The sequence below is a fragment of the Chryseobacterium amylolyticum genome (assembly GCF_051011775.1).
Lineage (GTDB): Bacteria > Bacteroidota > Bacteroidia > Flavobacteriales > Weeksellaceae > Chryseobacterium.
The window spans coordinates 729,299-747,425 of sequence record NZ_JBPCHX010000001.1 but is presented as its reverse complement, the minus strand read 5'-3'; the positions used below and the strand labels follow the sequence as shown (position 1 = coordinate 747,425).

Below are 18,127 nucleotides of genomic sequence, written 5' to 3'. Positions count from 1 at the left end.
TTCATCTGTTAACTGATCGGAACCGCAAAAAGATAATTTTCCGAATTGTTTCCTATACTCACTGAAGAGGGTTTACCCGCAGTTCCGGTATCACATAATGTAAACCATGTATATAGTGTCGTATTAGCCGCTGTTATATGCACGGGGATGACCCCCTGTAAAAAAGAATACACTCCGGACATTGTTGTATAGCCGGATACCAGGCTGCTTCCCAAAAATGAGAATCCTGAAGAAGTGTAGCTTGTATTGCTGCTGCTCAGCGATATACGCATCCAGAAATTTTTGTCGGCAGTTGCCACTTCTTGGGCCTTTACCAGCTGACCGATATAGACCAGCCATTTTCCTGTGGGAAGGGTTAAAGTAGAATTGATCAGCGTATTGGCTGCTACCTGTTTTTCAACGGTATTGGCGGTTCCCAGGACCGTTTGTGTAATAGCGGGGAACACATTCCAGCTTGCTTTTCCCTGGGCATCGCTTGTTAATATTTTACCTGCTCCCTGGCTTCCGTCCTGGAGCTGAAATCCCTCTTTTACAGTGGACGTACTGATGTGTAACCTGGCCTGAGGGTCGGTGGTGCCTATTCCCACATTTCCACCGGTAGTAATCCTTACCCGAAAAGCATTATTCGTCATAAAGTCCAGAGGATGATTGGTAGAGGTACCCAGCCACCCGGCATCAGTATTCCCGTTGGTTGTTCCTCTTCCCAGAAAAGTCTGGAGCCTGATGGTTCCGTCCGTATGCTGCAGCCCGACAGAATTGGCTGATGTCGCAATGTCTAGTTTCGTTTGAGGGGTTGTGGTTCCGATGCCGACCTTGCCGTCCGCTTTCACCACAAAATCATTTGCCTGCTGGGCTGTTGTTAGGCTTCCTGTCGCAGGATTGTCTTTCGCCCCGTCTACATGAAAAGTGCCCTGTGGATTAATGTTGTTAATTGCTACCTGAGCGTTTGACAACCCACATACACTAAGGGTCATAAGGAGTGATTTTACCTTATTTTTTGATGATACCATACTATTTATATTTTTTGTACTCAATAATCTCTTATACAGACAGAACCATCTGAAAGACCGCTGTCGGAATTCTTTGTAATGTCAGAGCGTATTGCTGTGACAAAGATGCGGGAACACCTGAAGATCCCGAAAAAATATAAGTAAAAAGAGATTGTCAAGATTGTAATTTTAAAACTTAAATCTTGTAGTTTAAAAACGACAGGTAAGCTGTTTTTTAATTTTCTTAGTTTTATAATAGTAACATTCCGCTTATAATTTCTTCCCAACATGATGATGTACAAATGCCTATATTCATGCTGCTGTTCTGCATACAGTTCTTCGATGGCCAGAATGTTGTTTACAGTTTTCAGCCCCTCACCTGATTACCGGCATACAAGAATATGATCACTCGCACTGGCTTATAGGGTCAGAGATGCTGTGTATCTGCTGGAACGTTTTACCGGCAAAGACTGAAAAAATATCCTCAGAATCCCTGAATGTCAGGGAGATCGTGAGAACTTCCAATGGAACTCTCCGGGGTCCTTACCCGCGGAAAGGGCTTTTTCCTGTACAGAATGAATCCTGAACATCAGGGAAAGCATACTATGGTTCAGGTATTCTTTACAAACATTACATAATCAGGATGTTATGAGAAAAAAGATGTAAAGAAAATTTGCCTCTGTTGTAATTTACAACAGACGAAAGTAAGTTAAAAACTAGTAAAAGCTAGCGTTGATGAAAGACCTTTGTTGTTCAGGTGAAACAGCCTGCCCGTTTGAACTACTGGGTTTCAAACGGGACGGCATACAGCTGAACATAGGGTCCGTAGTATCCTGAGTCAAACCTGAACAGAATGGTTGAGTTCGTAATATTGCTCCAGTTAGCACTATCCATGTACACCCACAGATACAGCGTGGTATCCGATGTAATATTAACGGCTATATTGCCTGATCCGTAATAATCTGGACTTATTGACCCTGTATTGTAAAGCCTGGGAATAATGACGGATTTCAGGGGTGTAAGGTATGTAGGTGCTGTATTTGTGGTGGAGGAGGTAGAGAAAAAGACGGCTGCAAATCCAGAATTAGTGTTCCCTGGAATCGCATTGGGACCACTGGGTGCACACCACATGGTAAAATTTATCTGATATTTTCCTTTGGTTAGTTTAATATAACCTCCTGAATAAGCAATTCTCTGATCATTGGCAATAGTAGGGTCATCTATTGTCGGGACGTAAAGAAAGGTATTAGGTAAGTTACCCAACTTGGCAAAGCTGGTTGAAGGAGACGCCCATCTGGCATATCCTTCAGTATCAGATGTCAGCACTTTACCCAATCCCTGGGTACCGTCCGTAATTTTAACGGCTCCGGGAGACGTACCATTGTTGATATCCAGCTTTGTGCTGGGAGAGGTGGTTCCGATTCCAACCTTGCCGTCAGCCTTCACCACGAAGTCATTGGCCTGCTGGCCTGCTGTAGGTGCTCCCGTTGCGGGATTGTCTTTGGCCCCGTCCACATGAAAAATACCCTGGGGATTGGTGTTGTTAATCGCTACCTGAGCATTGAAAAGCCCATACCAACCCAAAGTTAAGAGGAGCAGGGTTCGCTTTGTTTTTAATTCTGACATCTTGAGTTGCTTTACATTATACGTTGTTTGAACATTCTTAAAAAAACTTCTTTTTTTATCCGCTATGAAGCCTGAACACCCGCTGAATATACTCTTTGTAATCTGTTTCAGGAGAAAGAGCAGGAGCGGAGAAAATCCCGGTACCCAGGACTCGTTGTAGTCGTTTTTCAAAGGCAAATGTCTTATAAAGATTGTGAAAATTGAAAAAATAAAAGTAAAAATAGATTGGAGTGGTTGTAATTTTAAAACTTAAATCTTGTAGTCTAAAAACGACAGGTAAGATGGTTTTTAATCGGATAAATTTTCTTAGTTTTATAATAGTAACATTCCGCTTATAATTTCTCCCCGACATGATGATGTACAAAAAGCTTATATTCATGCTGCTGTTCTGCATACAGTTCTTCGATGGCCAGAATGTTGTCTCCCGCTGGTACGATACAGACAGCGGGCTTCCCCAGAACAGTGTAAAGGATATCATCAGAGACCGGTATGGCTTTATATGGCTGAGTACTGAAAACGGCCTCGTACGTTATGACGGAAGTCATTTTGTGACTTTCAACCGTCTTCAGGTCAAAAATAACAGGTTCACCGTTTTTCTGGGGGATATCGCCAAAGACAGTATTTACAATCTCACAGCATTTGACGAAAATACCGTACTGATCTCAAAAAGGAATGCCAGGGTACTCAGTAAGCCATTGGGAAAAGTGAGGGAAATCCTGAACGAACGCACAAAGAATGCCGTGATTGTAAAAAATGATCAGAATCCGTTTCCGGGCGTTTCCCGTTTTTGTATTCCTTTTGATCAGCAACATGCCTATTACCTGTGGAAGGACGGTACCATCCTGTACAATAACCAGAGGATCGCAAAACTGAAAGGATTACGCGACCATTTGATGTCCGATGTTTTCTGCCTCGGGAAGACCCTTTTTGTGCTGTCCCGGTCTTTAAAAAAAATATACCAGATCAAGGGTGCGGAAATCACCCTGCCGGAAGTTCCGGAAGTTCTGCTGGAGAAAGACAGTAAAATTTACTGGAGCATGATCAACGATCAGGCATTTGTGATCAACAAAGGAATGATATACAAAATTGAAACCGGAAATAAACGGCTTATCCTTAGGAAAATTACAGAGTATGACGTGTCCCGGTCACCGCTGACCTCCATCTATCTGGACGAGCCCGGTAACAGCCTGTATGTGGGAACCCTGACAAATGGACTGAATATCATCCAGCTCAACAGGTTTTATACGGTTACTAAATCTGACAGAGACATTGATAATATTTTTTATGCCCAGCTTCCCTTCGGGCCAGATCGTGTCATCACGCCCTCCGGAGAGGTATATAATGAAAACGGATTGCTTAAACAGTATCATTTCAGGAATGCCAACCGTTTTTTTTCATTATACGATGAAGACAAAAATATCATCGTGCAGACGGATGACCATATCGTCCGCTATCTCCGAAGCACAGATTATTCCAGAAAGGAAAAACTGTATTTTAAAAAACCGGTATCTTTTATCTGGAGGCTTCAAAATGAATATGCAGTGGTGTTCTACAACCCGCAGCAGGGCTCCCAGGTTGTTTTTTATAAAGATGGCCGTTTTACAAAACCTTTTTTACAGTTTTCAGCCCCGCATCCGATTACCAGCGCACAAGAATATGACCGTTCGCACTGGCTTATAGGAACCAGAGATGGCGTGTACCTGGTGGGGCGTTCATCGGCAAAGACTGAAAAAATATCCTCAGAATCCCTGAATGTGAGGGAGATCGTCAGAACTTCCGATGGGAGTATCTGGGTCCTTACCCGCGGAAAGGGCTTTTTCCTGTACAGAGACAACCGGTTGGTCAGGATGCCGCAGGGAGAAGAGGAAGGACTGCTGTATCCCAATTCGATCCTTGAAGACCGGAACGGTTTTTTCTGGATCAGTACCGATAACGGATTGTTTAAAATTCTGAGAAAAAATCTCCTCCGGTACGCTAAAGATAAAAACGAGCCGGTTCACTATTATAAATACAGTAAGGAAGATGGTTTCAATACCAATGAATTCAATGGAGGCTGCTCTCCGGGCGCCACTGTGCTGCAGAACGGAAAGTTTGTTTTTCCTTCCATTAAAGGAATGGTGTTTTTTGATCCCCGTGAAGTAAAGAGTATATATCCACACAACTTTTTTCTGGAACGGATGGTTTTCAGTGATCCTAAAAGCTATCGAAGCGGAAACACCGTATATCTGGAGAATAATTTTTATAAAGCTGAGCTCAGTATTGATGTCCCTTATTACGACAACCGTTCTAATCTTATCATTGAAACCCGGCTGAAAAACTCCAATACAGACCGGTGGGAAAAACTGAACAGTGAGGGTATATACACGATTACCAATCTCGGACCGGGTAGTTATGATCTGATTGTGAGGGTGCTGGTATCACCGGACCGGTATCTGTACAAGACCCTCCATATTCATGTAAAATATTTGTTCTATCAGACACTGGCTTTTAAGCTGGGGGTATTGCTGGTTATGATGATTTTAACCATCATCATGATACAGTGGAGGATCAGGAAGCAGGAGCTTAAAAAAAAGGAACTGGAAAATATCATTCAGGAAAGAACCCGCAAGCTCAAGGATACCGTTTCCAAACTGGAGGAGACGCGGGAACTGCTGCGGAAAGAAAGCATCCAGCAGAAAAAACTCCTGGAAACCATAAGCCACGATATCGTAACGCCGATCAAGTTCTTATCTATCTCTGCAAAAAAAATCTATGAAATGGAGGAGTGCGGCCGCGATGAGCAAAAAATGTATTTTGAGAATTTTTACAAGTCGACGGTAGAATTTTATAATTTTGTAAAAACATTAAAGCAATACGCCGAAATCTACAATATCCCTGATGAAGCCGGCAGTTATGATCTGTATGAGATGGTAGAGCTGAAAAAAGGATTGTTTGAGACAGCGGCAAGAGAGCAGGGGACGGTGATCGTCAACAAGATAAACAGACCTGCTTTTTCCAGAGTCAATCAAAATGTAATGGCAGTGATTATTCATAATCTGATTGACAATGCTGTGAAAAATACGGTAGATGGTGTGGTGGAAATACAGGTTGCCGAAGATGACGTTAGGCTGCAGCTGGAAATAATAGATACAGGAAAAGGAATGACGGCAGAACAGATTAAGTATTATCAGAAGGTGCAGGACAATATTGAAAATGAAAAACTGATGCTGCAGAAATACAGTCTGGGGCTGCACCTTATCCTTCAGCTGCTGCAGATGGTCAACGGCAGGATAACATTTAAAAACAATAGCCCCCGGGGAACCATCGTATCTGTTACTATAAAAAAAACAAAATATGAATAAAAAAATTATCATCGCTGATGATCACTTTGTGGTAAGATTAGGTACCACCCTAATTCTGGAATCTCATTATAATGGGATCCGGATTGCTCATGCAGAATCCTATTCAGAGCTGGTCAGCAAGCTGCATGCAGAAGAATTCAATCTGCTGATTTTAGACATCAATATGCCGGAAAGCCAGTATTTAAAGATGATCGGTGAAATAAAAGCCATACAGCCTTCGCTTAAAATTCTTGTGTTTTCCGTATATGATGATGATATTGCCGCACAATATATTATAGAAGGAGCAGATGGCTATATCAACAAATTATCCGATGAAAGTAATATTGTAGAAGCGGTAGAACAAGTTTTTCAGACCGGTAAATATTATTCACCGGATATTATGACCCGGATTGTTGCCTATGCCAAGAAGGATGTTCCGGCACATCCTCTTGATTCTTTATCGGAAAGGGAGAAGGAAATATTTGACCTTTTGCTGAAAGGCTATGGAAATATTGAAATATCCAATGAATTAAACCTCCATTTGTCTACAATAAGTACTTATAAAACAAGAGTTTTTAAAAAGCTCAATATAAAAAATACCATAGACCTAGTGAGGTTAGGAGAACAGAACCGGTCTCATAAATTTAAATAAAGACCACCGGCCGGAGATACAGTATACGAAGGTACTGTAGAGACTACCGCGGTAAGCGGTATGATTTCCGGACTTCCGGAGGAGGCTCCGGAACTTTATATAAAACCTCTTTTGTAAAATTTCAGGTTACAATACCCTGTTATAAGTAGTTTGGTTAACGGTTTCAGCGTATTGCATTCTTCTGTCAGACGAATCTCTTTCCGGATATTGTTCAGGGAAAGTTTTATCGTTAAAAGACGTGTGCTTTTCTCCATCATTATCCATCAATATCATATTTTATCCCACAGCTCTGGTTCTGTTTTGTTTTGAGCGGGATGCTTATGAATGGAATGGTATTTTCGTATACAGAATTATCAATACGCGAGACCTGAGCGCGCTGTGATCTGCCGGCTGAAAAAAGTTCCGTATGATACAGGCCGGAAATTCTATGGCTATACTGTTTTTTATGACATTTTTAAATTACAATGATGCTCATCTATCTTTACATTATTTTTTTCTGTACGTTCCAGGATTGTGGCATATTTGTACGGAAGACAGCTGCATGATTCTGCAGCATTTCTTTTAAGAGATTCCAGATAGTGCTGTATTATTTAAAAGCACAAAAAAGAAGTAAATGATGAAAGTCAGTGAGTGCTCATAAGGTAAAAGATAGAGATTTTACGATAATTTCATACAAATTTTATATATTTTTTTTATTCAATTTCTATCTCTGTGAGCACTCCTGATCATTCATTCAATAGCAGCAGACTTTAATTATCTGAATCTTTAATTAAAAAATATACATATACAGCAGAGCATTGTGAAGTTGTATCAGCACAATCTCCTGATTTTTTACATTTTCCATACTATGATAACAAGAATTGAATACGGCTTAGCCTTGGACTTGCATATCCGGTATATATAAATATATAATGAAATATGAAGAGTTTTTTTTGCAGTACTGTTTTTTTAGCCACTCATATGGTATTCGCCCAGGTATCCGTTAATACGACTAATCCTCAGGGCGCGTTTCATGTAGACGGATCCAAAGATAATCCGGCTACCGGGACTCCTACAGCTGTTCAGCAGGCAAATGATTTTGTGGTGAAACCCAGCGGCAGCGTGGGAGTGGGAACCGTTGTGCCCGATACCAATGCGGTTCTGGACCTCAAATCCGATCTCAAAGGATTTTTACCTCCCAGACTGGCCCTTACTTCTTCTGCTTTACCGGCACCGCTTTCCGCTCATGTAGCCGGAATGGTGGTGTATAATACATCAACTGCTAATGGGTTGTCTCCTGGATTATATCTCAATGACGGAACAAAGTGGGGGCTGCTGAATGTAGTTTCAGATACTCAGGGTACAACACTTACCAAAGTAAAATACAGGGGAAGGAATCTTGAAACCAATGGTTATAATAAACCCACGCTTAAAGTGCCCGCAATGAACATGGAATTCAGGTTCGCCGTTAAGGGAGGATATAATTATCTGGAGGTTAGGCTGCTATCTGCCCCTTCCGCTGATGTAACGTACAATGCGAGTATGTTATGGTTTGGGCAATCAATACCGAATAATTGGAATAATGGTAATACCAATACGTCCGTTACGTTTACCCCCTCCAACTGGAATGTATGGTCCCAGGGCTTATCTTATGGTAGATGGAATGGTACATGGAGCTACCAGTGCCAGATCTCAACTACTACCGGGGTGGTTCCGGGGAGCAACGATCTCCTGGTGGGAGATTTCTACGGAATCAATACCTTTGGCAGCGGAGCAGGTGAAAATAATGAAATATATGTACTGGCATTTGACCTGTATTGATAGCATTCCGTAAAAAGTACGGCCCTGCCTCATCAGCCTGTACGGGCCTTTCAGCGGCAGGATGCACCGGAACGATAGGAGGAAGGATAATCCGGTACAGGCTATCTTCCCTGCCTGTCAATAAGGACCTGTAAAATGGTTAAAGGTAAACAGAACATATAATCTGTAATCAGCGAGTGTTCATCCTTTTTTAAGGAAAGTCATAACTTCATAGTTAACATTTTTGAGAATATTATTTTATTTGGTTTCATCAGTTCTTTTTAATACTCCTTGAAAAAAATATGAGCACTCCTGTTTATGTAATCATTAAAGATTTCCTGGTATAAAATATTATCAGAGGCAGCCATCCAGTTTATAATAAGCTAAAGTATCCATACTCATCACAATTATTAAAATGTATTTCATTTTGGTAGTAATATATTGTTTTTTCTTTTTTTTAATTCTTATAGAAATTATAAAAATGATGGCGCTCTGATGATATCAGTATGAATGGACCCGCACCGGACAGATCACGAAATAGATTAAGTAAACCCGTAGCAGAAAGGTCCGTTACGTTGACCTCCTCCAACTGGAATGTATGGTCCCGGGGCTTATTTTATGGTACATGGAGCTATCAGTGCCAGATCTCAACTACTATCGGGGTGGTTCCGAGGAAAGATCTCCTGGTAGGAGATTCCTGCGGAATCAAATACCTTTGGCAGCGGAGCAGGTGAAAATAATGAAATATATGTACGGCATTGGGCCAGTATTGATCCCGTTTTGGTAAAAATGAGCCCTGTCTTAAGAATCTGCTGACCGTTCAGCAGCAGGATGCACAAGAACTTTAGGGTCTGAAATAGCTTTACGCTTTGTAAACATGCAAAATTGTAGTTTTTATACTACTCATTGATGGTTTTAATTTACAATCCATACAATTTATCTTTACAATATTTTTTTCTGTAACCCGGCGGATTATAGCAACTTTGTATCAAAATATAATCCGGTAACGGGCTGTCAGTACGGTATGTGAAAACATTGTGTAAAACGGTAAAAGTAAACAAAAAAATAAGATACAAATAACCTGTAATCAGTGAGTGTTCATCCCTTTTATCAGGAATACCATTTTTTATAATAAAAACACAAGTGATATCATTTTGATTCATCAATTTTTTAAATCCTCCTTATAAAAATATGAGCACTCCTGTTTATGTAATCATTAAAAGATTTCCACTGCCCGCATCTATCCGGGAAAACAATGTTAGCAGACAGGTAATATCTGTCCAGGATTCTTAGAAAATAACGCATGATACCGGCGGATTGTATGGACTGTTATTGAGGAAGCCGCAGCCGGCTTCTCCATAAGGCTGCTTTAATGAATATGTAAGTTTTATTTTAATAGTATGTATATGTTATGAAAAAAATTTTTTACCCTGTTGCTTTTTTTACGGCTCAGCTTGTATGCTCTCAGGTATCGGTAAATACCGCTAATCCCCAGGGTGCCTTTCATGTAGACGGAGCGAAAGACAATTCCGCAACGGGAACACCCACAGCTGCCCAGCAGGTCAATGACTTTGTCGTTAAATCTGATGGCAGTGTAGGAATAGGCACCATTACACCGGCGGATAAATTTGAAATTGTGGGAGGGGATCTCAATATCTCAAATTATACTTCAAAAACTCCGGCAGCAGGTGACCACCAGAGGGCCGGGGGATTGAATTTCAGGCTGGGGAATATCGCACAGCGAGGATTGCCGGTGGCAGGTATTGTAGGATATGACCGGTGGGATGGCGACGTCACAAGTACCGGCACTACCGCCGGAGTTATTATTGATGAAATCAAGTATAAAGGCGATCTGGCGATAGAGACACTCAGGAACTCAGTATTGACAGAAGCTATGCGCATTGCGTCGTACGGCAGTGTAGGAATCGGAACCAGTGCACCCAGTACAAAATCAGTATTAGACCTTAGTGCTACCGATAAGGGATTTCTGTTACCCCGGCTTACGACTGCACAGCGTATCGCGATAGCCCCCAACGCCACTACTGAGAAAGGCATGCAGGTGTATGATACGGATACCGGCTCGGTATGGTACTGGAACGGAACGCTATGGCTGCAGCAAAGAAATATTTTTGACAGCAACGGGGATGTTTCTCCGGCATCGGCCGTCAACCGGACCATAAGCTTTAGCAATGGAGGCAGCCTGAATATTGACAGCAATACGCTTTTTGCAGATGCCACGAATAACAGAGTGGGAATCGGAACCAATACCCCGGCAGATAAGGTTGAAATTGTCGGCGGGGATCTGAATATGAGCAGCTATGCTTATAAAACGCCAGCTGATGATGATCAGAAAGCTGGGGAAATCAATTTCAGGCTGGGAGGGAATGCCGGAGAACGTTCTATTCCGGCTGCAAGTATCGTGGCGTATGATAAGTGGAATGGCGGTACTTCTTATATGGGAGATCTGGCTTTAAAAACACAATATGGACCTTATCTATATGAGAGAGTACGCATTAATTTCCAAGGTAATGTCGGAATCGGTACGGCCAGTCCTACGCAAAAGCTGCATGTAATGGGAAATATACTGGCTTCCGGTACCATTACTCCCTCAGATATAAGGATCAAGAAAGATATTACTGATAATGCCTATGGTCTGAAAGAGCTGCTGGAGCTTCGTACCATCCGTTACCGTTATAAAGACGAAGCATTAGGAAAAGATCAGAAACTAGGATTTGTAGCACAGCAGATCAAAACAGCAATGCCTGAGCTGGTAACCACAGCCCATGATGAAATAAAGACCCTTGGGGTCAACTATGCTGAAATGACGGTGGTGCTTACCAAAGCGGTTCAGCAGCAGCAAGAAATGCTTAAAAGCCAGCAGGAGCAGATCGATAAGCTGAAAAGTCAGGTTAAAAAACTTTTGGGTGATGCATCTTTTCGATAAACAAAAATAATGCAGAAGAAAATCTTCTGCAGATTATGATAATACCAACACCGAAACACTTACAGGAGTAAGTGTTTTTTTCTTTTGATGTCTGTCCATACTGTATAGAAACTACAGAAGAAAGGAAACTTTTAACTTTCGTTGGAAATGCCGAAACCATCATTATACCCCTGAGGCCGGATCATATATCAGGATTCGGGCCGTATACCTGGCATTGGCTCTGTTCAATAGAGAAGTCAGAAAATGCTTGATATGTAGTTTTTAAACTACGTATTAAAAATTTAAAATGACAGTTAGTACAATCAATGTTTACACTACTTTTTTTTTTGTCTTTATAGATTATGAGATATTTGCTTATGAAATTATAAGGCGATCTGGATTATATATTAAAAATATCAGACTATCCGACAACAGCATAACAGGTAATCGTTAAAAGTATAATGAAACAGTACAGAAGTACATGTTTTGATTAATTTTTCAGTCTTTGCGGATCTCTCTTCTGATGATCATGTTTAAATAATAGGTATAATGAAAAAGGTTTTTTACAGTACTGCTTTTTTTGCTTGCAGTTGGGTATTCTCACAGGTAGGGGTTAATACCGTTAGCCCTCAGGGTACATTTCATATAGATGGAGCTAAAGACAACCCGGCTGAAGGAAGTCCCACGGCGGAACAACAGGCCAATGATTTTGTGGTCAAACCCAACGGTAATGTAGGAATTGGAACTACAACGCCTCAGACCAGACTGGATATCACTACTGCGCCCAACTCGCACGGGCTTCAGCATACAGACGGGACGATCAGGTTACAGACTTTCCTAGGAAAAGGAAATACCAATGGCAATACCGATGCCGGATGGATAGGTACGTATGGTGCTCATCCTCTTGATTTTATGACGGATAATGCATTTCGGGTGAGAATCACCACGGAGGGAAATATGGGAGTAGGAACATTTAACCCCGCAGAGAAACTTCATGTGGCAGGTAAGGTAAAGATAGACAACCTGCCGCCTGCTGCCGGTAATGACAGATCGGTATATGTAGGAGTAGACGGAGTACTGAAGGTACTGCCCAATTCCACAGCCAGAAGGTCTTTATGGGGAGTGATAAAAATTGCCAATGAGGCAGGAGAGAAGATCGTGACCGTAGAAAATGCCGGCTCAGGAGGATGGACTGCCCGGTATGTGGCAGAAGGAACCGTAATCATTACCGCTACAACCCCGTTTGCCTCCGTTCCTTCAGTAGAAATTACACAATACTTAACCAGTAGTAATTCAATAACACATAGTACCACGCCATTTGACCAGGCTAATACCAGAGATAATTCCGGCGTAGATGCTGCGACGCGCAACCAGTTTCAGGTATGGGTTTGTGACTCAGGTGGATACAGAGTAGACGACGGCCGGTCTGTAGGATTTGTCATTGTTGGATATTAATGTAATCCGGCTTCTGAACATACCAGTCTTTTTGTTTGTATGGCACCATTGTGTTTAAATGATCAGTGTCCAGGTGTGTTTCGGCTTGTTTTTGCTGTAATATAAATGAATTACATTACGACGCATTCGTATGGAGCGTATTTTTATGATAGCGTGTGGTAAAACTGCCAGAACAGGTACAGATACCGTAACTATCAGACCGGGGACCCGCTCCGGACCGAAAGTATTTTCATGGATGTTGCTGAAAATGTAGTGGTCGGAAAATTTGTAGTTATTGAACTAATTATAATAGGTTTAAAATGATAGCTAACACAATCAATATTTACAATATTTTTTTTTCTGTTATTATGGATTATGAGATATTTGCTTAAGAAAAGATAAGATAATTAAGGTTAAGTATTAAAAAAAAATTAGAGATCCTGAAAGTATCATAAAAAAAATATAAACCGAATGGAAAATATTCAAATACAAACACCGGATCATCCGGCATAATATATCTCAGAGGACGGCCACCCGTTTTATAATGAGCTTTTATGCATTCATACTCATTTCAATCATTAAAAATCTATTTTATATTGTTTTCTCATTTTTGTCAAATTTTAATAAGACATTATAAAATGGTGGCGCTCTGATGATAGCAGCATAGATAAACCCGCAGCACACAGAATCAGGAAATGCATTCCGGAGATCTGCAGCAGGAGGGGTACTGCAACAATCGACCTGAGATCCTGTTTTCATAAAACATCCTGTAGAATGTTCCCTTCTGCCGATTTCAGAATACGGATTCTAAATAACACAAAAGCAAAAACACTTACCTTTGTAAGTGTTTTTTTCCGTTCATCAGGAACTTAAGGAATGAATCTCAAAAGCTGGGGAATTAGGGAAGACCCGGGTTGCTCTGAAGAGAAAAACCGTCTTTTTTGCTTCTGCAAGCTGCATTTCAGTTTTATAAATAAAATGCAAAGAACCGGATTCAATACATGACGTGTGAGAAAGAATCAACGAAGCTGATTCAGGTTTTGCATTCTTAGAAATATAACATCATGTATTAAAGTCTTTGGATGAAATTTCATGATACACTGGTTTCTTTTCCTTTTAAGCCTTATTCTCCGTTCCGGAAAAGATCATTAAACGGCACAAATCTTCTGATGAAAACTGAATACTCTTCTTTTAATTACTTGTGTGTAGTTTAAAAATTACAACTATCACCATGTATGTTTACTATACTTTTTTTTTCATTCCCATGGATTTTGGGATATTTGTATAGCAAATGACCATCTGGTCTTTTTACAATGAGCAGGAATCAGATCATCAGCAAGTATCATAACTTTTATATGGAGTGAAGGTATCTTTATGTGTTCCAGGTAGATTTTTTTCATGTTAGTTTAATTTGGTAGATTATACTTCCCAGTCTGTGATACTTATAACAAGTATAAAAGTATGATGCTCCTGCTGTTTAGAGGATAACAATATTTTCATTTTGTGTTTTACCGGCTTTTACCGGTGGCCTTAACACTTACTCCGGTAAGTGTTTTTTTTATTTGTGCTCCTGCCGGAGTGGCGTGCCACCGCAGGTCCCGGGTGTCAGCATCCGGCAGACGTACGAAAACCACCGGTTCAGAATACGCCTTTACTGCTACGGATATGATACCCTCACATGAATAAACAGTAGTTTTTATAGTTTTTGAACTCTATTTCACAAGATTAAAAAATGACAACCATACTCATCTATCTTTACAATGCTTTTTTTTCTATCCTTACAGATAAAGGTATATTTGTACAGAATAATAACCCCGACATGTAGAATATCTTTTCTTTTTTGTTGGACCGGAATATCTTCAGTATTATACTTGAGTTACAAATAGAACATTTGAAAATATTGAACACAACCTCCGAAAGTTTGCAGACGGTGCTGCTATTGACAATCGCGTTAAAAAATAGGACTTGCAAGGAAAATCCCAGATTCACTATAATGAAACACGCTAATTTCTTTCGATAATATAACATAGCACATAAATTAGAATTGGATGAAAATTTTTTTGACAACTATGAATTTATTCCCTTAGAATTGGCTCCAATCGTTGAATTTTGGTCTGAAAGGATTGAAAATGGAGAAGATGATGGATACACTTATTGTGATAAATTTCTTAAAGAATGTGAAGAACATGGATATGCTTTTGAATATGATCCTGATGGCCAGCCTTATTTTTTGAGACCATAAGTAGTAAGGAACAAGAAAGCCTTAACGTAAAAATTCATGTTGATGGTTTGGAAAAGGATGGGGAAATAGAGCCTTTAGAATCTGTACAAATGACACTGTTTTAGAAATAAGAAATATTTTTAAAGAATCTTATAATCAATGTGTTATAAAATTTAATTTTTATCGGACAACAGTGATGATTAATGAAAGTTTTTTATTAATCTCACAACTTAAACAGCAAATCATTATGAGAAAAACATTATTCGCCTTGTCAGATGTACTTATGATTACAGCCTGCAACAATGATGAAAATCTTACCCCGGCCCAAGATCAAGGGGCAAACAAGTCTGAAAACAATTCCAATGTGCGGAGCAAACTATGCGCTTCCGAAGAGATTCGTAAAGAAGCTTTAAAGAATAATCCCAGGCTTCTGGCCAGGTACAACGAGATAGAGCAGCAAGCTGCAAAATACATAAGTAATCTTCAACAAGGAAAGATTCTAACTGATGGATCTCTGGAAATTCCTGTCGTTGTGAACTTAATCTATTCCATTCCTGCGGAAAACCTGTCGGATGCCCAGATTCAGGATCAAATAGATGTCCTCAATGAAGATTTATCGGCCACCAATTCAGATATCTCCAAAATCCCAGCTGAATTCCAACCCTTTTCAGCAGGAGATACTAAGATAAAATTCCGATTAAGTAAAATCAATAGAAAATTTAACCCCCGACTCAACTGGAATCACGATAGTATGAAACGATCTTCTACAGGAGGAATCGATGCTACAGATCCTGCCAAAAATCTTAATTTTTGGATCGTTAACAAAATAAACTTTTTTATACTCAATGTTAAGGGCTATGCCACGTTCCCCGAATCAGCAGGGCAATGGGATGATGGAATTGTAGTGATTGCGGTATGCGTTGGAAGAACACAGGAAAAAGGTTTTGGTAGAATGGCCACTCATGAAGTAGGACATTACCTCAATCTTAGACACCTCTGGGGAGGTGTCAATTGTGATGATGATTTCTGTGACGATACCCCTGCTCAGCCTTCCCCTAATAGTGGAAAACCTAACTACCCGCTCTACGGTACTTGTGGAGGCGTACAACGTTCTTTGATGTTCATGAATTACATGGATTATGTAGAAGGTGATGCCATGTATATGTTTTCCGGCAATCAAAATCAAAGGATACAAGCTACCGTTGCATCTAACGGCCCCAGAGCGGGCTTAAGATAAAAAAATGCTCTTTCATTCTGTGAAAGACTCATCAGTTTCAACATTCTTTTTTTACTAAAATATCTATTCCACAATATATTTAAACTAACTAAGTTAACTTTCTTACGACTGTAATAATCCTTCATTAATTTCAGATTTGTTTATAGAACTCAGTAGTTGTTGAACTACATTTTACAAGATTAAAAAATGACAACTATGCTCATCTATCTTTACAATTTTTTTTTTTCTATCCCTACAGATAAAAGTATGTTTGTACCGGATAATAAACCCGCCATGCAGAATATTTAAAATTCTTAGAAAATGGATAGAGATCGAAAAGGGCCGTTTATTACGTCAGCAAGAAAAAGACAAATGTGGGCAGCTATCAAAGCTCCAGCTTAAGAAAAGATATCAGCTTTACGGGCTTTCTCATGTTTTATATAATTAATCTGGTCTTCAGGAACTGGTATTCTTGTAGCTTGGTACAATTTCAGAGAGTGTGCGTTACTTTATAAGGATGAAAGTATTTGAAATAGCTTTTTCATATTAATACGTAGGTTGTGGATCGTATGAATACTTATCATACATTATAAAAACACGCGCACTCCTGTTTAAAAGCAGAACAGTATGTCTTATCGGTTAACCAGTTGCTTTTTAGGATTTACATTTAACACTTACTCCGGTAAGTGTTTTTACTGGTGTTCGGGAAGGAGTGGTTTCCGGTTCCTGATTACAGCTGCCGTAAGAATGTGAAAACGGATTGGCTCCTGTACCGGATCAGAAACAGGGCTGCGGGATCAACATCGTCCTCTTTCAATGTCACGGAGATGCCCCCCTGTCCCGCAGGTAAATAGTGATTTTTGTAGTTTCTTAACTACATGTTCGAATGTTTTAAATGACAACTATGCTAATCTATATTTACGATATTTTTTTTTCTATCCCTATATATAATGGCATATTTGTACATCAATACTACTAAACCGACTATCAGGTTCTTCCCGTCGGACTAAAAATGATACAGATGGAAAACTTTAAGAATATCCATATAGGGGAAATGATCAGAAAAAGAGTGATTGAATGTGAAGTTGAATCCTCCAGAATCTGCAACTTTTTGAATTGCAGCGAAAAATTAATTGAAGAAGTATATCAGTCTCCGAGTATTGACTCGGAAATGCTGGTCCGTCTGAGCAAACTGCTGGAATATGATTTTTTCAGAATCTATACGCAGCATCTTCTGCTTTATTCCCCGTGCAGTTCGAACATAAGCAAAAGAATCAAAAAGCCATCAAAAACAAGTCTGCCTGTCTTCAGGAAAAAAATTTATACCCCCACCATCATCAATTTTGTCACGGAAGAAATAACATCCGGAAGGATGACCCTGGCAAGAGTGATTGAAATATACAGAATCCCTAAAACAACATTGTATAAATGGATGAAAAAATATGCTAAAAATGAGAAATAATAAAAGATTCAGAGAGTGTTCATCCCTTTTATGATTCATACAAGTATACCTATAACACCTAAATTATTTTCTCTAATCTTCTATTATAAACACATACTTAAAACATTATAAGATATGAGCACTCCTGATTATATTAAAATTTATACGGATCTGATCAACCGGAAATATCCCGAAAGAATGCATTCATGCGCTGACTTACTATCCAAAAAAGATCTGAGCGTCATAGATGTGATTACTCTGGAAAAAATGATCCTTCAGAACAAAGATGCTGAAGATGTAGGGAAGTTCCGTTCTTACAGGGAAAATGATATTGTCCAGCTGTTGCTCTATCAGAAAAAACACCAACTGAACAATACCCAGATGGCCAGCGTTTTCAGACTGAGCAGAAATACCATTGCAAAGTGGAAAAAGATGTTTTCTATCAAGACGTATGGATAGCAGATTCCGGTATCCTGACAATGATGTATATCTTAAATGAAAAGTTCTTTTACAGGGCTGCAACCCG

At 39.9% G+C, this 18,127-nt stretch carries 14 protein-coding genes; 10 read left to right on the top strand and 4 right to left on the bottom strand.

Features of this window, described 5'->3' with window-relative positions:
* Window positions 1-8: 8 nt before the first annotated feature.
* Both ACR1PO_RS03310 and ACR1PO_RS03305 read right to left on the bottom strand, forming a co-directional pair.
* Window positions 9-974: a hypothetical protein gene (locus ACR1PO_RS03310; RefSeq protein ID WP_433985826.1), complete on the bottom strand. Its 966-nt coding sequence runs from the start codon at window positions 972-974 to the stop codon at window positions 9-11.
* 795 nt (window positions 975-1,769) lie between these two features.
* Window positions 1,770-2,615, bottom strand: a complete 846-nt coding sequence (locus ACR1PO_RS03305; RefSeq protein WP_433985825.1) for a hypothetical protein — start codon at window positions 2,613-2,615, stop codon at window positions 1,770-1,772.
* 377 nt (window positions 2,616-2,992) lie between these two features.
* Between ACR1PO_RS03305 and ACR1PO_RS03300 the strand changes: the two genes are divergently transcribed.
* Complete coding sequence (locus ACR1PO_RS03300; protein ID WP_433985824.1) at window positions 2,993-5,956, top strand: ATP-binding protein; 2,964 nt, start codon at window positions 2,993-2,995, stop codon at window positions 5,954-5,956.
* Window positions 5,949-6,587 carry a response regulator transcription factor gene (locus ACR1PO_RS03295; protein ID WP_433985823.1) on the top strand — a complete coding sequence of 213 codons (639 nt, stop codon included), beginning with the start codon at window positions 5,949-5,951 and terminating at the stop codon, window positions 6,585-6,587. The genes ACR1PO_RS03300 and ACR1PO_RS03295 overlap by 8 nt, the downstream gene beginning before the upstream one ends.
* 126 nt (window positions 6,588-6,713) lie before the next feature.
* On the opposite strand, the gene ACR1PO_RS03290 is transcribed toward ACR1PO_RS03295, so the two are convergent.
* Window positions 6,714-6,851 (bottom strand): hypothetical protein, encoded by a 138-nt coding sequence (locus tag ACR1PO_RS03290; RefSeq protein WP_433985822.1) that lies wholly within the window; start codon window positions 6,849-6,851, stop codon window positions 6,714-6,716.
* A 654-nt stretch (window positions 6,852-7,505) separates the two neighbouring features.
* Here ACR1PO_RS03290 and ACR1PO_RS03285 point away from each other — a divergent pair.
* The 4 genes from ACR1PO_RS03285 (at window position 7,506) to ACR1PO_RS03270 (ending at window position 12,744) form a co-directional block, all read left to right on the top strand.
* Entirely contained in the window at window positions 7,506-8,387 is an 882-nt protein-coding gene (locus ACR1PO_RS03285; RefSeq protein ID WP_433985821.1) for a phage tail-like protein, read from the top strand.
* Window positions 8,388-8,872: 485 nt separating this feature from the next.
* Window positions 8,873-9,100, top strand: coding sequence for a hypothetical protein (locus ACR1PO_RS03280; protein WP_433985820.1), 228 nt, complete (start codon window positions 8,873-8,875; stop codon window positions 9,098-9,100).
* A gap of 677 nt (window positions 9,101-9,777) precedes the next feature.
* Window positions 9,778-11,310, top strand: coding sequence for a tail fiber domain-containing protein (locus tag ACR1PO_RS03275; RefSeq protein WP_433985819.1), 1,533 nt, complete (start codon window positions 9,778-9,780; stop codon window positions 11,308-11,310).
* Window positions 11,311-11,838: 528 nt separating this feature from the next.
* Window positions 11,839-12,744, top strand: a complete 906-nt coding sequence (locus ACR1PO_RS03270) for a hypothetical protein (protein WP_433985818.1) — start codon at window positions 11,839-11,841, stop codon at window positions 12,742-12,744.
* 570 nt (window positions 12,745-13,314) lie between these two features.
* On the opposite strand, the gene ACR1PO_RS03265 is transcribed toward ACR1PO_RS03270, so the two are convergent.
* Window positions 13,315-13,482 (bottom strand): hypothetical protein, encoded by a 168-nt coding sequence (locus ACR1PO_RS03265; protein WP_433985817.1) that lies wholly within the window; start codon window positions 13,480-13,482, stop codon window positions 13,315-13,317.
* A 1,285-nt stretch (window positions 13,483-14,767) separates the two neighbouring features.
* On the opposite strand from ACR1PO_RS03265, the gene ACR1PO_RS03260 reads away from it, so the two are divergent.
* The 4 genes from ACR1PO_RS03260 (at window position 14,768) to ACR1PO_RS03245 (ending at window position 18,060) form a co-directional block, all read left to right on the top strand.
* The gene (locus ACR1PO_RS03260) at window positions 14,768-14,965 is read left to right on the top strand and encodes a hypothetical protein (RefSeq protein ID WP_433985816.1); all 198 of its coding nucleotides are present in this window, start codon (window positions 14,768-14,770) and stop codon (window positions 14,963-14,965) included.
* 247 nt (window positions 14,966-15,212) lie between these two features.
* Window positions 15,213-16,181 (top strand): M43 family zinc metalloprotease, encoded by a 969-nt coding sequence (locus ACR1PO_RS03255; protein ID WP_433985815.1) that lies wholly within the window; start codon window positions 15,213-15,215, stop codon window positions 16,179-16,181.
* Between the two features lie 1,000 nt (window positions 16,182-17,181).
* Complete coding sequence (locus ACR1PO_RS03250) at window positions 17,182-17,622, top strand: transposase (protein ID WP_433985814.1); 441 nt, start codon at window positions 17,182-17,184, stop codon at window positions 17,620-17,622.
* 114 nt (window positions 17,623-17,736) lie between these two features.
* Window positions 17,737-18,060 carry a helix-turn-helix domain-containing protein gene (locus tag ACR1PO_RS03245; protein WP_433985813.1) on the top strand — a complete coding sequence of 108 codons (324 nt, stop codon included), beginning with the start codon at window positions 17,737-17,739 and terminating at the stop codon, window positions 18,058-18,060.
* Window positions 18,061-18,127: the final 67 nt, after the last annotated feature.